The following is a 13,991-nucleotide window of genomic DNA, read 5'->3' on the forward strand; positions in this document are numbered from 1 at the left end:
CCCGGCAGGAAGCGGGGCCTTTATCATGATCGGAACGCGATGGCGAGTGCGCTTTCGACGCGGGCGGCAAGCCCGATGGACGTGGCTCTGGAGGAGGCGCGCGCCGCCGCCGCGCGTGGCGAGGTGCCGGTCGGGGCGGTGATCGTCCGCGACGGGGCGGTCATTGCGCGCGCCGGCAACCGCACACTCGCCGATGCCGACCCGACCGCCCATGCCGAAATTGTCGCGATCCGGGCCGCCTGCCGGGCCCTCGGTTCGGAACGCCTGCCCGGCTGCGATCTCTACGTGACGCTGGAGCCCTGCCCCATGTGTGCGGCGGCGATTTCCTTCGCGCGCATCCGCCGGCTCTATTTCGGCGCGGCCGATCCCAAGGGCGGGGCGGTCGAGAGCGGGGTCAGGCTCTATGCGCAGCCGACCTGCCACCACCGGCCGGATGTCTATGGCGGCATCGGCGAGAGCGAGGCGGCAAGCCTCCTCAGGGACTTCTTCCGGACCCACCGCTGATCAGGACGCGGCGCGCCCGGCGCTCGCCCGCTCCCTGGCGATCATCCGGGTGATGAGGATCACCGGAATGAGGCCGATGGCGACGATGACCAGCGAGCCGGTGGAGGCCTGGGCCAGACGCTCGTCGGAGGCGAGGCTGTAGACCCTCACCGCCAGCGTGTCGAAGTTGAACGGGCGGACGATGATCGTCGCCGGCAGTTCCTTGAGCACGTCGACAAAGGCGACGAGACCGGCGGTCAGCAGCGAGCGGCGCAGCAGCGGCGCGTGGATCGACCGGGCGATCTCGGCCGTCGACGCTCCCAGCGTGCGGGCGGCGGCATCGAGCGAGCCGGGAATCTTGTGCAGGCCGGATTCGACCGGCCCCAGCGCGACGGCGAGGAACCGCACCAGATAGGCATAGAGCAGCGCGATGACGGTGCCGGAGAGAACGAGGCCGGTGCTCCAGCCGAACATCGACCGCATCGAGGCATCGGCCCAGGCGTCGAAGGCGCCGAGCGGCATGAGGATGCCGACCGCGATGACGGTGCCGGGCACGGCATAGCCGATGGCGGCGATGCGGGTTGCGGCCATGGTCACAGGACCCGGCGACAGGCGCTGGGCATAGGCGATGAGCGCCGCCACGGCCACGACGAGGAGCGCGGCAAGGCCGGCGAGGCGGAACGAGTTCCACGCATAGGTGAGGAACCGCACACCGAACAGCGGGTCGCCGCCATCGACATGCAGGCGCAGGAGCGCTGCGATCGGCAGGACGAAGCCGAGCAGCACAGGCAGGGCGCAGGCCAGAACCGCCAGCAGGGCGCCCAGCGGGCCAAGCTGCAGCGGCACGATCGTGCGGTGGCGCCGGCCGCCGCCACCGAAGCGCCGTCCGCGGCGGGCAAACATCTCCAGCGCGATCAGCAACAGCACGACGATGAGCAGGCTGGAGGCAAGCTGCGCCGCCGCGACCCGGTCGCCCATGCCGAACCAGGTGCGGTAGATGGTGGTGGTGAAAGTGGTGACGCCGAAATATTGCACCGTGCCGAAATCGGCGAGCGCCTCCATGAGGGCGAGCGCCGTGCCGGCGGCAATGGCCGGCCGTGCCATCGGCAGGCCCACCCGGAAACAGGCGCCCCAGGGATTGGAGCCGAGCGTGCGGGCCGCCTCCAGCACGCAGGTGGACTGGTCGAGGAAAGCGGCGCGGGCCAGCAGATAGACATAGGGGTAGAGGACGAGGGTGAGCAGGACGCTGACCCCGCCAACGCTGTTCAGGTTGGGGAACCAATAGTCGCCACGCGACCAGCCGAACGTGGTCCTGAGCGCCGACTGGATGGGGCCGGCAAAGGCCATGGCGTCGGCATAGGCATAGCCGATGATATAGGCGGGAATGGCCAGCGGCAGCAGCAGCAGCCATTCGAACGCCCGCGAGCCGGGGAAGCGGCACAGCGTCACCAGCCAGGCCGTGCCGGTTCCGATCACCGCCGTGCCGAGCCCGACGAACACCACCATCCAGACCGTGTTGGCGACGATCTCCGCCAGCACGGTGTTCATCAGATGGGCGATGGAGGGACCGGCCGGGCCGGCAAGGCTCGCCACCACGGCCAGGATCGGCAAGGCCACCAGGGCGGCGAGCACCAGCGCCATGACAGCGAACGCCGAACGCCCGGCCGTGAAGGCCGGGCGCGCGGGAAGCCAGGATCGGCTGCTGGCGGTCGTGTCGGTCAAGACGTCATGGACCCGTGCGTCACTTCCAGCCGGCGCGGTCCATCAGTTTCAGGGCCTCGGCATTGTTGCGCGCGAAGACGCGGGCATTGAGCTGATCGGACTTGAACGCACCCCAGGCAGCGACATGGGGCGGCGGCTCGACGCCGGAAACCGCCGGATATTCGGAGTTGCCCCAGGCGAAATAGCGCTGCGCCGACGGCGTGGCGAGATATTCCAGATAGGCCTTGGCGGCGTCGAGGTTCTTGGCATGGCGGGCAATGCCGGCGGCCGAGATGTTGACGTGCGTGCCGCGATCGCCCTGGTTCGGGAAGACGAGGCGCAGCTTCTCCACCACGGCCTTGTCCTCGGGCTTCTCGGAGCGGGCCAGGCGGCCGAAATAATAGGTGTTGGAGACCGCGATATCGCCCTCGCCGGCTGCGGCGGCGCGGATCTGGTCGGTGTCGCCGCCGCGCGGCGGACGCGCCATGTTGGCAACCACGCCCCTCGCCCAGGCCTCGGTCTTCGCCTCGCCGTTGGCCGCGAGGATCGCGCCGGTCAACGACTGGTTGTAGATGTTGGTCGAGGAGCGGATCAGCACCTTGCCCTTCCACTTCGGGTCGGCGAGATCCTCGTAGGTGGAGATGGCGCCATCGGCGACCTTGTCCTTCGCCACGAAGATGACGCGGGCACGAGTGGAGAAGGCGAACCAGTTGCCGTCGGGGTCACGCAGATGGGCCGGGATTCGGCTCGCCAGCGGCTCGGAGGCGAAGGGCTGCAGCAGGCCGAGCGCGCTTGCCCGCTCGATGCGCCCGGCATCCACCGTCACCAGAACGTCGGCAGGCGAGCTTGCGCCCTCGCTCTGCATGCGGGCGAGAAGCTGGTCGGCACCCGCCTCCACCCGGTTCACCGTGATGCCCGACTGCCGGGTGAACTCGGTATAGAGCGCCTCGTCCGTGTCGTAGTGGCGCGAGGAATAGAGGTTGAGCACCTTCGTCTGCGCACGCAGCACCGACGGGGCGGCGACGAGGAGGGTGGCGCCACCGAGAAGGGCACGGCGGGTGGGATTGATGATCATGGCAAGTCTCCGCGACAGGGCCGTTCAAGGCGGCACCGGAATGGCCGGCCTCTGGCCGGTATCTGGATCGGCCGCATCCTAGCGGCTCGCAAAAATGCCGCAAGTCTTGGAGAAAACATTGGAATCTCTCGAATGTGCAGATTGGAACCGGTGCAATCTGGATAAATTGTTGAGTGACGCAATCAGCTTATCGAGGGTGGCGTGCAGCGGGACCGGATCATGTCCGGCATTCCTGCCGGCGGCGCGAAAGATCAGCGACCGGCGAATGCGGCGCTTGCCGCCACATAGGCCTGGGTACGGAACCCGTGCGCGGCGCGCCCATAGACCAGAGGCGACCCGTCCGGCTGCGTGACGGAGCCGCCGGCGGCCGCCAGAACCGCATGGCCGGCGGCAATGTCCCATTCGGTGATCGGGGCGAAGCGCGCGGTGACCTCCGCGCCCCCCTCGGCGATGACCGCGAATTTGAGCGAGGAGCCCATGGCCTGCCGGTTCGTGACGCCGTGCCCTGCGAGGAAGGCCTCGACTGCCGGTTCGGGATGCGAGCGGCTGACGAGCGCCAGCGGACCTTCGGCCGGCATCGGCCGGGTGCGGACGGGACCGCGTCCGGTCGCCGTGTCGAAGCCCGCGCCCGGCGCCACCGCCATGGCCTCGGCACGGTCGCCCGCGCCGAGCCACAGCCGCGACCGGGCCGGCGCATAGACGATGCCGGCCACCGGCGCGCCATGGGCGATGAGGCCGATATTGACGGTGAACTCGCCATTCCCAGCGATGAACTCGCGCGTGCCGTCCAGCGGGTCGACAGCCACCATGAGATCGGATGCGGCGGGCAGCCGCCCGGCCGCGGCCTGCTCCTCGGCCAGCACCGGCACGCCCGGCAGCAGGCGGGCCAGACCCGCGAGGATCACCTCCTCCGCCTCGTTGTCGGCCGCCGTCACCGGCGAGCCGTCGGCCTTGATCGAGCCGGTGGTGCCGTAATGCGCCATGACCCGTCCTCCGGCCGCCACAGCCAGGGCGCCGAGAGCGTCGATGAGGGCGGAATCACGGAAGCGGTGGGCCATCAGCCTTCCTAGCGGGTCAGGTGCCCCGGAGGAAAGCACCCGGGGGGCCGGCAGCCCGCTCCTGCATCCCGCCGCGAACCAGGTCGGCAAGAAAGGATTCACGCCGTTTCTTCGGCCTTCCTTCACCGGACCGGCGGCATGATGAACGCAAGGTTTCGGCGATCCCGCAAAAGCTGCGGGATCCCGCTCGCAATGCGGACAGGGCCGATGAGTTTTGCGTTCGGCAGGGATGGATCGGGCCTCAGGGCCCTCAAATGGCTTGGCGTGGCGGTCCTGATCCTGTCGATCGCCGCCTGCGGCCGCTATGCCTATCAGCGGCGCGAGCAGTGGCGCTCCGACCTTGAGGCGCGCTGCATGAGTTCGGGCGCCGTGCAGATGACGCGCCACGTCCAGCGGGTGGGGGGCATCAGCGGCCCGGGAACCTGCGGCATGGACTATCCGCTGCGCGTCTCCGCACAGGCGGGCGGGCAGGTTGCCTATTCGCGGCCCCAGACGCTCGCCTGCCAGATGGTGCCGACCGTCGACCGCTGGATCGACAACGTGGTGCAGCCGGCCGCCCAGCGCTGGTTCGGCGCCGGTGTGACAGAGGTACGCGCCGGGTCCTATTCCTGCCGCTCGATCCGCGGCGCCCGCTCGGGCCGCATGTCGGAGCATTCCTTCGGCAATGCGCTGGACGTCTTCGCCTTCGTGCTGTCGAGCGGCCACACGGTGGTGGTGCGCCAGCACTGGCGCGGCGAGACGGCCGAATCCGGATTCCTGCGCGAGATCTTCGTGCGCGCCTGCGACCATTTCACCACGGTGCTGGGCCCCGGCGCCGACCCCTTCCACTACGACCATTTCCACCTGGACCTTGCCCGTCACGACCCGCGCTGGACGCGCCGGGTCTGCCGGCCGCGGCCGGAGACGGTGCAGATGCTGCAGCCGGCGGCGCCGTCCGGCACGTTCGGCTGGGGGACCGGGCGGTCGCAGGGCCTGTTCCGGTAGGGCGTCAGCGCAGCTTGCCGCGGGCAGCGACGGGAAGGGTGCCGACGATCTCGCCGCCGCGCACCATCACCACCTCGTCGACCATGTTGACCACGACGCAGACATGGTTCGGCACGATGCGCAAGACGTCGCCGACCTTCGGCCGCTCGTTGCATTTCGACAGGTCGAGGAAGCCGTGCTCCTCGGCGAAGCGGGCGATCTTCGCCTCCGGGTGCTCCAGGATGAAACCGTGGCCGTCGAGGCCGCCAGTGTCGGAGGTCAGCGTCTTGGAGCCGGCATCGAGGATGCCGCGCTCGGGACCTGCCCGGCTGACCACGGTGGAATAGACCATCAGCGCGCAGTCATCGAGACTGGCGACGCCGGCGGCAATCTGCATCCGGTCGTTGTAGATATAGGTGCCCGGCCGATGTTCGGTCGCGCCCTTCAGCCGGCCGAGATTCTTCAGGTTGGGCGAGCCGCCGGTGGAGACGATCTCGGCCTCGAGCCCGTCGAGGCCGATGCCGGCAAGCGCCGTGTCGAGAAACTTCTGCGCCTCCGGCCAGCCGTCCTCGGCCGGGTACATCATGAACCCCTTGAAGGCGAGGCCGGGCGAGGCCGCCACCAGCCGTGCCAGTTCCACCGCCTCGGCGGGCGTCTCCACGCCGGCACGCTTGCGGCCGGTATCGCATTCGATGACGACGCCGAGCGGCCGGCCGGCAAGGCCGGCGGCCTTGGGCAGGTCGGAGATGACCGTGGCGTTGTCGGCCGCGACCGTCACGGTAGCCGTCTGAAGCAGACGGCCGAGTCTTTGCATCTTCTCCTCGCCGAGGAGGTTGTAGCTGATCAGGATGTCGTCGAGCCCGGCCGCGGCCATGACCTCGGCCTCGCCGATCTTCTGGCAGGTGATGCCCCTGGCTCCAGCCGCGACCTGGAGCTTCGCAAGCTCGGGGCTCTTGTGGGTCTTGATGTGCGGGCGGTTGGCGATTCCCGCCGCGTCGCACTGGGCCTGCACGCGGGCAATGTTCGCCTCCACCCGGTCCATGTCGATGACCACGGCGGGCGTGCCGTATTCACGGGCGATCGTTGCGGCGAGCGGCGTGGTCATGGCGGCGTCCCGTTCAAACGTGGAGGTAGCGGTCCTTCAGGTCGGGACTGGCGATGAAATCGCGGCTGGTCCCTTCCCAGACGATCCGGCCCTTTTCCAGAATCAGGTGCCGGTCGGCGAGTTTGACCAGAGCATCGACGTTCTTGTCGATGACCAGGATCGACTGGCCGTCCTGCTTCAGGCGCTGGAGACAGGCCCAGATCTCGGCGCGGATCACCGGAGCGAGCCCCTCGGTCGCCTCGTCGAGCACCAGGAGCTTCGGATTGGTCATCAGCGCGCGGCCGATGGCCAGCATCTGCTGCTCGCCGCCGGAGAGCTGGTTGCCCATGTTGCGGCGGCGCTCCTTCAGGCGCGGGAAGAACGCATAGACGCGCTCCAGCGTCCAGGGCTGCGCGCGGCCCTCGCGGCGGGCGGCGGTGGCGACGAGGTTTTCCTCGACATCGAGGTTGGGGAAGATCTGCCGGCCCTCCGGCACGAGGCCGAGACCGGCCTGCGCCACCCTGAAGGGCGGGGCACCGGCCAGCGCCACGCCGTCGACCGCGATGGCGCCGGCAGACGGCTTCACGAGGCCGAAGATCGCCTTGATGGTGGTGGTCTTGCCCATGCCGTTGCGGCCGAGAAGGGTCACCACCTCGCCATCGGCGACGCCCAGCGAGACGCCGAACAGCACCTGCACGTCGCCATAGCCGGCCTCAAGGTTGGAGACGGTCAGCATGTTATTCCGCCGCCTCCACCCGCGGCGCGGAGGCCCGCGCGACGCTCGTCTTGGTACGGGCCAGCAGGCTCATCAGCACCTCGCGCTCGCCGGGCTCGAGGCCGGAGAGCAGTTCGCGCACCCAGGCGCCATGCTCGCGGGCCATGCGGGCGAAGTCGCGGTGGCCCTTCTCGGTCATGACGATGCGCTGCACGCGGCCATCGCTGGCATCGCGCCGGCGCTCGACATAGCCCTGCTCGGCGATGCGGGCGACAAGGCCGGTGACATTGCCGTTGGTGACCATCATGCGCCGGGAAATCTCGCCGGGCGTCATGCCGTCCGGCGCCTTGTCGAGCTGGGCCAGCAGGTCGAAGCGCGGCAGCGTCATGTGGAAGCGGTCGGCGAGGCGCCGGCGGATCTCCCGCTCGATCATGGTCGTGCAGGTGAGCAGGCGCAGCCACAGGCGCAGTTCGGGGCGGGCATCGTCGGGCTGGTGGGCGAGCCGCGTCTCGGCATCCACGGGGGCCAGAAGGTCGGTGTCGCTCATGCGAAGTCCTCCTCCCCGAGATAGGCCTCGCGCACCGCCGGGTCGGCCCTGACGTCGTCGGGCGTGCCGGAGGCGATGAGCCGGCCATAGACCAGCACCGAAATGCGGTCGGCGAGGCGGAAGACGGCGTGCATGTCGTGCTCCACCAGCACCATGGGATAGCGGCCCTTAAGGCCGCCCAGCACCTCGACCAGCCGCTCCGTCTCCTCCCGGCCCATGCCGGCCATGGGCTCGTCGAGCAGCAGGAGGCGCGGTTCCGAGACCAGCGCCATGGCGATCTCCAGCTGGCGCTTCTCGCCGTGGGAGAGGCTGGCGGCCGGCGCCCCGGCCCGGCCGGCAAGGCCGACCTGGCCGAGGGCGGCGAAGGCCCGGTCGTTCAGCCGCGTCTCGGCACCGGCCGGCCGGAAGAAGCGGAACGAGGACCCGTCATGGGCCTGCGCGGCGATGGCAACGTTTTCCAGCACCGTGAAGCCGGGCAGGATCTGGGTGATCTGGAACGAGCGCGTCAGCCCCTTGAGGGCGCGGGCATGGACCGGCTGGCGCGTGATGTCCTCGCCGGCGAAGCTGACCGTGCCGGAATCCAGCGGCACCTCGCCGGTGATCTCGCCGATCAGCGTGGTCTTGCCGGCGCCGTTCGGGCCGATGATGGCGTGCAGCTCGCCCGCGCCGATGTCGAGCGAGACGCCATCGGTCACCTTCAGCGCGCCGAAGGACTTGTGCAGGTCGCGCAGGGACAGGATGGGCGCGGTCATCGTGGGGCTCCCGCACCAGTGCCGGCGCCCGTCACCCCCGGCGAGGCCGCAGGCCGAGGGAAGGGGGTCCAGAACAGCCCCCCTGGCTGCCTAATCGAGGCCAGTCTGGATCCCCTTCCCCTCCCTCGCTTACGCTCGGTCGGCCGGGGATGACGGTCGAGGATGCAGCGCACGGTCGGTCGGGGACAACGGTTGATCGTGCAGTGCCCGCTCGGCCCGGTATGGCGGCTGTGGCGGAGGCGCTGGGTCATCTGCCTCCTCCCCGGTCGAGCAGTTTGACGATGCCGCCACGCGCGAAGATGGCGACCAGCACGACCATCGGGCCGAACAGGGCCTTCCAGTGCTGGGTGATGGCAGCGAGCCATTCCTCCACCAGCGTGACGCCGATGGCGCCGATGATGGGGCCGACCAGCGAGCCCATGCCGCCCAGCACCACCATGGCGATGAACTCGCCGGAGCGCTGCCAGGTCATATAGGCCGGGGCGACGAACATGCCGAGATTGGCGAACAGGGCGCCGGCCAGCGCGCAGATGGCGCCCGAGATCACATAGGCGGCGAGGCGGTAGCGGAATGGGTCGAAGCCGAGGGCGCGCATGCGCCGCTCGTTCTCCTTGGCGCCGCGCAGGACCCGCCCGAAGCGCGAGGCGACGATGGCGCGCAGCAGCAGGAAACAGGCGATGAGCGTGCCCAGCACGACGAAGTAGAAGGTGAAATCGCTGGCGAAGACCTTCGTGCCGAACAGTTCCGAGCGGTGGAACATGCGCAGCCCGTCATCGCCGCCATAGGGCGACAGGCTGGTGGCCGTGAAATAGGCCATCTGTCCGAAGGCCAGCGTGATCATGATGAAATAGACGCCGCGGGTCTTCAGCGAGATGGCGCCGGTGACGAGGGCGAAGGCCGCACCGGCCAGGATCGCCACCGGGAAGGCGATCGCCGCATCGACGATATCGTGGGAGAACAGGATCGCCACCGCATAGGCGCCAAGCCCCAGGAAGGCGGCATGGCCGAACGAGACCATCGCGCCATAGCCGAGGATCAGGTCGAGGGAGAGCGCGGCGATCCCCATGATCATGGCGCGGGTGACGAGGCCGAGAATGAAGCGCTCGCCCCAGATGAAGGGGACCAGCGCCAGCAGCGCGAAGACCAGGACGGGAAGCCAGATCCGCCGCCAGAGCGGCCGGGGCGCCGGCGTGGCCGCGGCGGGAACGGAGAAATCGGCCATCGGCTCAGCCCCGGGCCGGGAACAGGCCGGTCGGCCGGAAGAACAGCACGGCGGCCATCAGGATGTAGATGGACATGGAGGCAATGGCCGGGCCGATGGTGCGCGCCTCCGATGGCGGGATGCCGGCCAGCCTGAGCAGATCCACCGAGAAGGAGCGCAGCAGCGTGTCGACGAGGCCGACCAGCAGCGCGCCGACGAAGGCGCCGCGGATGGAGCCGATGCCGCCGATGACGATGACCACGAAGGCAAGGATCAGCAGGTTGTCGCCCATTCCCGGCTCGACCGAGAAGACGGGCGCGGCCATGCTGCCGGCAAAGCCCGCCAGCATGGCGCCGAAGCCGAAGACGATCATGAACAGGCGGCGGATGTCGATGCCGAGCGCAGAGACCATCGGCGCGTTGGAGGCGCCGGCCCGGATCAGCATGCCGACGCGGGTCCTGGCCACCACCAGATAGAGCCCGAGCGCCACGGCAAGGCCCGAGGCGATGATGGCGAAGCGCCAGACCGGATAGGCGACGCCCTCGGCGATCTGGACGGTGCCGGAGAGGGCCTGCGGCATCGGCACCTGCAGCGGGGCCGCGCCCCAGACGATCTTGACGCCCTCGTTCAGGAACAGGATCAGGCCGAAGGTGGCCAGCACCTGTTCGAGATGGTCGCGATCATAGAGGTGGCGCATGACCAGCACCTCCAGCAGCAGGCCGAAGGCGAGCGCGGAGAGCAGGGCGAGCACGAGGCCGAGCGCGAAATTGCCGGTCCAGGCGACGAACATGGCGGCCAGATAGGCGCCCAGCATGTACTGCACGCCGTGGGCGAGGTTGATGAAATCCATGACGCCGAAGACCAGCGTCAGGCCGGCCGCGATCAGGAACAGCAGGATGCCGAGCTGCAGGCCGTTCAGCGTCTGGACGATGAGGAGCGTGGAGGACATCGCAAGCCGGTGATCGAGACGTTCGGACCGCCCGCCCTGCATCGGCGGGTTGCGTCCTTCGAGGCTCGCTGCGCTCGCACCTCAGGATGAGGCGGGTGGAGCGTTGCAACAGCGCGAGAGGGTCGCACCGGCTGCACTGCCGATGCGTTCGATGCCGGTCTCCCACCTCCTCATCCTGAGGTGCGAGCGCAGCGAGCCTCGAAGGACGAAAGGCCCGCTGCGCAAGGCATGGTCAGGTCACCACCGCATCGGGCACTGGGCGGCGTAGACGTCGGTGTAGTTCTCGAAGATGCGCTCCACGATCTCGGTCTGGAACTTGCCGTCGGCCCGCTTGGCGGCCCGCACGAGGTAGAAGTCCTGGATCGGATAATGGTTGTTGGCGAAGCGGAAGCGGCCGCGCAGCGAGGTGAAGTCGGCCTTGCGCAGGGCGGCGCGCACGGCGGCGCGGTCCGTGAGGTTGCCGCCCGTGGCGGTCACCGCGCTGTTGATCAGCATGGCCGCGTCATAGGCCTGCATGGCGTAGGAGCCGGGGACATGGCCGAAGGCGGCCTCGTAATCCGCCACGAACTTCCTGTTCTGCGGATTGTCCATGTTGGGCGCCCAGGTCATGCCGGCGAGCATGCCGATGGCCGCATCCTGCTGGGCCGGCAGCGTGCTCTCGTCCACCGTGAAGGCCGACAGGAACGGAATGCGCTGGGTGAGGCCGGCCTGCGAATACTGGCGGACGAGGTTCACGCCCATGCCGCCGGGCATGAAGGTGAACAGGGCATTGGAGCCGGACGAGCCGATGCGGGCGAGCTCGGCGGAGAAGTCGAGATGGCCGAGGGGGGTATAGACCTCGTCGGCGATCTGGCCGCGGAAATGGCGCTTGAAGCCGGCCATGGCGTCGCGCCCGGCCTGGTAGTTGGGGGTGAGCAGGAACACCTTCTGGAAGTTCTGGCGCTGGGCATAGGCGCCGAGCACCTCGTGGACCTGGTCGTTCTGGTAGGAGGTGACGAAGAAGTTCTCGTGGCAGCCGCGGCCGGCATAGCTGGACGGGCCGGCATTGGCGCTGATCAGGAAGGCGCGCTGCGAATTGACCACGGGGGCGTGGATCGCCTGCAGGATGTTGGAGAAGATCGGGCCGACGACGAAGTCGACGCGGTCACGGTCGATCAGGGCCTGGACGCGCTGGACGGCGACGTCCGGCTTCAGTTCGTCATCGACGACGATGACCTGCACGTCGCGGCCGGCGATCTTGCCGCCGAGCTGACGGATGGCCAGTTGCAGGCCGTCGCGCGCCTGCTGACCGAGCACGGCAGCAGGACCGGATAGGGTCTGGATCACGCCGATCCGGATCGGCTCCTGCGCCATGGCCGGCAGAGCGGCCAGCGCCGCAGCGGCGCCAAGCGCCAGGGGAACGAGAATGCGCTTCATCGACAACCTCCCACCGGGATACGTCCGGTTCCAGGCCGGCCCGGGCTTGTCCGTGGTCGCGGCCGATGCAAAATCATTATCGCCGCGAAACTTTCGCGAACAACCCCACCTGCGCAAAATATTTTAAGTGTAAAATAAATCGGCAGGAGGACCGAATGTTGCTCACCGATCACGCAGACGGCAAGCCCCGCTGCTGGTGGCCTGGCCACGACCCGCTCTATGTCGCCTATCACGACACCGACTGGGGCGTGCCGGAGCGGGACGACCGGGCGCTGTTCGAGAAGCTGATCCTGGACGGGTTCCAGGCCGGGCTGTCGTGGATCACCATCCTGAGGAAGCGCGAGCATTTCCGGGCGGTGTTCGACGGTTTCCGGCCGGAGGTGATCGCCAGCTACGGGCCGGACAAGGTCGCGGCCCTGATGGGCGATGCCGGGATCATCCGCAACCGCGCCAAGATCGAGGGCACGGTGAAGTCGGCCGGCATCTGGTGCGACATGATGGGCCGCGGCGAGGGCTTTTCCGACTATCTGTGGGGCTATGTCGACGGCCGGCCGCTGCAGCCGGACTTCCGCGACCGGTCGCAGGTGCCGACCCAGACGCCGGTGGCCGAGGCGATCTCGAAGGACCTGAAGAAGCGCGGATTCACTTTCGTGGGGCCGACCATCGTCTATGCCTTCATGCAGGCGGTCGGCATGACCAACGATCACATGACCGGCTGCTTCCGTCACGCCGAGGTGAAGGCGCTGGGGTGAGATTGATTGAAGATTTTTTTCTGATTTAGGATTTTATGGCTTGACCAGCGTGACGCTGGTTTGCTATGAAACGGGTATGTTCGGAACGTGCGTCCGGTGCCCTGCAGAGCGATTCTGCGTCCTTTGAGGCTCGGGCTGACGCCCTCGCACCTCAGGATGGGGAGGGAGTGCCCGGCACCCGTGCTGTCGAGGCACGGCGGCTGCGCCAGAGCAGCCTCCGAAACTGGCCCCGGATACAGGTTGCCTCACCTCCTCATCCTGAGGTGCGAGCCCGGAACGGTCGAGCCTCGAAGGACGCACAATCCCGGCGGCGCCCCCTACTCCCCGCCGTGGCAGGTGCGGGCGATCGCGGCGGTTCGCTCCTGATCTGCGGGGCTGAGCCGGTCGGCCAGCACGCGCGGCCAGATGGTCTCGCGCTTCAGCCCGTCGATCACGCAGGTGCAGGAGAACCGGCAGAGGTCGGCCGGCTTGCCGGCCTGCATGCAGGTCTGGGTGCAGGTTGCCAGGAACGGCCGGGCATCGTCGTCGACCGGCGCGCGCGGCGCGGTCGGCAGGACCTGCGCCAGCATCCAGACGAGGGCGATCAGCACGGGCTGGTGGATGAGATAGATGGCGAGGCTGTGGCGCCCTGCCCGGCCGATGAGGCGCGGCAGCCGCCCCTCCGCCCGGATCGCGGCAAGGCGCGCATCGAGCCCCCTGTCGACCGCGAAGCGGGCCGCCGCCATGCCGGCCAGCACGAAGCCTGACCAGGGCAGCAGCGGGTAGAAGTCGGCCGTGGTCACGCCGACCCGGCTGAGGCCGGTGAACAGCAGCCAGGGCTGGTCAAGTGCCGGATGGGCGACCAGCCAGGGCAGCGCGAAGGCGGCGACGGCGGCAAGCGCGACGACAGCGGCGGGCAGGCGCAGGAAGGCGAGGCCGAGAACACTGGCAACAGCGATGAGGTGCAGGATGCCGAAGAAAATCCAGCCATGCGGGACGGCGAGGAGCGTCGCCGCCGTCACCAGCGCGGCGCCGCCGGCCACCATGGCGAGGCGCCTGAGGAAGGCCATGCGGTCAAGCCCGCCGCGGGCTGCAAGCACCAGGCTCACTCCCACCAGGGCGAGGAACGAGCCGCCTATGCTGCCGGCAAACAACCGCCAGCCGGGATGGCCCGCGATGTCGGTGGCGATCAGGCCGAACTGCGACAGGTCGAAGGCGAAATGGAACACCACCATGGCCATGATCGCCACGCCGCGCGCGACATCGACCAGCGGCAGGCGCGGCGGAGGGGCGGCGGCGCCGGTGGCGGTCATCGC

At 68.9% G+C, this 13,991-nt stretch carries 14 protein-coding genes; 3 read left to right on the forward strand and 11 right to left on the reverse strand.

Annotated features, from left to right (window positions below; genetic code table 11):
• Positions 1 to 39 precede the first annotated feature (39 nt).
• Positions 40 to 504, forward strand: coding sequence for a nucleoside deaminase (locus tag ACTIFS_RS07245; protein ID WP_439573385.1), 465 nt, complete (start codon positions 40 to 42; stop codon positions 502 to 504).
• On the opposite strand, the gene ACTIFS_RS07250 is transcribed toward ACTIFS_RS07245, so the two are convergent.
• From ACTIFS_RS07250 to ACTIFS_RS07260, 3 genes are all read right to left on the reverse strand, one after another.
• Positions 505 to 2,205 (reverse strand): ABC transporter permease, encoded by a 1,701-nt coding sequence (locus ACTIFS_RS07250; RefSeq protein WP_439573386.1) that lies wholly within the window; start codon positions 2,203 to 2,205, stop codon positions 505 to 507.
• 19 nt (positions 2,206 to 2,224) lie between these two features.
• A complete protein-coding gene (locus tag ACTIFS_RS07255; RefSeq protein WP_439573387.1) occupies positions 2,225 to 3,259 on the reverse strand; it encodes a Fe(3+) ABC transporter substrate-binding protein in 1,035 nt (344 codons plus the stop codon).
• 251 nt (positions 3,260 to 3,510) lie between these two features.
• Positions 3,511 to 4,317 (reverse strand): 3'(2'),5'-bisphosphate nucleotidase CysQ family protein, encoded by an 807-nt coding sequence (locus ACTIFS_RS07260; protein WP_439573388.1) that lies wholly within the window; start codon positions 4,315 to 4,317, stop codon positions 3,511 to 3,513.
• A 207-nt stretch (positions 4,318 to 4,524) separates the two neighbouring features.
• On the opposite strand from ACTIFS_RS07260, the gene ACTIFS_RS07265 reads away from it, so the two are divergent.
• Positions 4,525 to 5,301 carry an extensin-like domain-containing protein gene (locus ACTIFS_RS07265; RefSeq protein ID WP_439573389.1) on the forward strand — a complete coding sequence of 259 codons (777 nt, stop codon included), beginning with the start codon at positions 4,525 to 4,527 and terminating at the stop codon, positions 5,299 to 5,301.
• Positions 5,302 to 5,305: 4 nt separating this feature from the next.
• Here the strand turns inward: ACTIFS_RS07265 and ACTIFS_RS07270 are convergent, their stop codons facing one another.
• The 7 genes from ACTIFS_RS07270 to ACTIFS_RS07300 form a co-directional block, all read right to left on the reverse strand.
• Positions 5,306 to 6,385 (reverse strand): D-TA family PLP-dependent enzyme, encoded by a 1,080-nt coding sequence (locus tag ACTIFS_RS07270; RefSeq protein WP_439573390.1) that lies wholly within the window; start codon positions 6,383 to 6,385, stop codon positions 5,306 to 5,308.
• Between the two features lie 13 nt (positions 6,386 to 6,398).
• Complete coding sequence (locus ACTIFS_RS07275; protein WP_439573391.1) at positions 6,399 to 7,100, reverse strand: ABC transporter ATP-binding protein; 702 nt, start codon at positions 7,098 to 7,100, stop codon at positions 6,399 to 6,401.
• Between the two features lies 1 nt (position 7,101).
• Positions 7,102 to 7,626, reverse strand: a complete 525-nt coding sequence (locus tag ACTIFS_RS07280; protein ID WP_439573392.1) for a MarR family winged helix-turn-helix transcriptional regulator — start codon at positions 7,624 to 7,626, stop codon at positions 7,102 to 7,104.
• Positions 7,623 to 8,378 (reverse strand): ABC transporter ATP-binding protein, encoded by a 756-nt coding sequence (locus ACTIFS_RS07285; protein WP_439573393.1) that lies wholly within the window; start codon positions 8,376 to 8,378, stop codon positions 7,623 to 7,625. The genes ACTIFS_RS07280 and ACTIFS_RS07285 overlap by 4 nt, the downstream gene beginning before the upstream one ends.
• A gap of 247 nt (positions 8,379 to 8,625) precedes the next feature.
• Positions 8,626 to 9,600: a branched-chain amino acid ABC transporter permease gene (locus ACTIFS_RS07290; RefSeq protein ID WP_439573394.1), complete on the reverse strand. Its 975-nt coding sequence runs from the start codon at positions 9,598 to 9,600 to the stop codon at positions 8,626 to 8,628.
• Between the two features lie 4 nt (positions 9,601 to 9,604).
• Entirely contained in the window at positions 9,605 to 10,528 is a 924-nt protein-coding gene (locus ACTIFS_RS07295) for a branched-chain amino acid ABC transporter permease (RefSeq protein WP_439573395.1), read from the reverse strand.
• Positions 10,529 to 10,765: 237 nt separating this feature from the next.
• The gene (locus ACTIFS_RS07300) at positions 10,766 to 11,944 is read right to left on the reverse strand and encodes an ABC transporter substrate-binding protein (RefSeq protein WP_439573396.1); all 1,179 of its coding nucleotides are present in this window, start codon (positions 11,942 to 11,944) and stop codon (positions 10,766 to 10,768) included.
• Between the two features lie 155 nt (positions 11,945 to 12,099).
• On the opposite strand from ACTIFS_RS07300, the gene ACTIFS_RS07305 reads away from it, so the two are divergent.
• Entirely contained in the window at positions 12,100 to 12,696 is a 597-nt protein-coding gene (locus tag ACTIFS_RS07305; RefSeq protein ID WP_439573397.1) for a DNA-3-methyladenine glycosylase I, read from the forward strand.
• A 317-nt stretch (positions 12,697 to 13,013) separates the two neighbouring features.
• Here the strand turns inward: ACTIFS_RS07305 and ACTIFS_RS07310 are convergent, their stop codons facing one another.
• Positions 13,014 to 13,988, reverse strand: coding sequence for a heparan-alpha-glucosaminide N-acetyltransferase (locus ACTIFS_RS07310; protein ID WP_439573398.1), 975 nt, complete (start codon positions 13,986 to 13,988; stop codon positions 13,014 to 13,016).
• Between the last annotated feature and the right edge of the window lie 3 nt (positions 13,989 to 13,991).

The organism is Phreatobacter sp., from assembly GCF_051860605.1.
Taxonomy (GTDB): Bacteria; Pseudomonadota; Alphaproteobacteria; order Rhizobiales; family Phreatobacteraceae; genus Phreatobacter.

Excerpts from the sequence above, each read along its gene's own strand:
- ACTIFS_RS07245 (WP_439573385.1), top strand. The coding sequence starts at position 40 with ATGGCGAGTGCGCTTTCGACGCGGGCGGCAAGCCCGATGGACGTGGCT.
- ACTIFS_RS07255 (WP_439573387.1), bottom strand. The coding sequence starts at position 3,259 with ATGATCATCAATCCCACCCGCCGTGCCCTTCTCGGTGGCGCCACCCTC.
- ACTIFS_RS07260 (WP_439573388.1), bottom strand. The coding sequence starts at position 4,317 with ATGGCCCACCGCTTCCGTGATTCCGCCCTCATCGACGCTCTCGGCGCC.
- ACTIFS_RS07265 (WP_439573389.1), top strand. The coding sequence starts at position 4,525 with ATGAGTTTTGCGTTCGGCAGGGATGGATCGGGCCTCAGGGCCCTCAAA.
- ACTIFS_RS07270 (WP_439573390.1), bottom strand. The coding sequence starts at position 6,385 with ATGACCACGCCGCTCGCCGCAACGATCGCCCGTGAATACGGCACGCCC.
- ACTIFS_RS07275 (WP_439573391.1), bottom strand. The coding sequence starts at position 7,100 with ATGCTGACCGTCTCCAACCTTGAGGCCGGCTATGGCGACGTGCAGGTG.
- ACTIFS_RS07280 (WP_439573392.1), bottom strand. The coding sequence starts at position 7,626 with ATGAGCGACACCGACCTTCTGGCCCCCGTGGATGCCGAGACGCGGCTC.
- ACTIFS_RS07285 (WP_439573393.1), bottom strand. The coding sequence starts at position 8,378 with ATGACCGCGCCCATCCTGTCCCTGCGCGACCTGCACAAGTCCTTCGGC.
- ACTIFS_RS07290 (WP_439573394.1), bottom strand. The coding sequence starts at position 9,600 with ATGGCCGATTTCTCCGTTCCCGCCGCGGCCACGCCGGCGCCCCGGCCG.
- ACTIFS_RS07295 (WP_439573395.1), bottom strand. The coding sequence starts at position 10,528 with ATGTCCTCCACGCTCCTCATCGTCCAGACGCTGAACGGCCTGCAGCTC.
- ACTIFS_RS07300 (WP_439573396.1), bottom strand. The coding sequence starts at position 11,944 with ATGAAGCGCATTCTCGTTCCCCTGGCGCTTGGCGCCGCTGCGGCGCTG.
- ACTIFS_RS07305 (WP_439573397.1), top strand. The coding sequence starts at position 12,100 with ATGTTGCTCACCGATCACGCAGACGGCAAGCCCCGCTGCTGGTGGCCT.
- ACTIFS_RS07310 (WP_439573398.1), bottom strand. The coding sequence starts at position 13,988 with ATGACCGCCACCGGCGCCGCCGCCCCTCCGCCGCGCCTGCCGCTGGTC.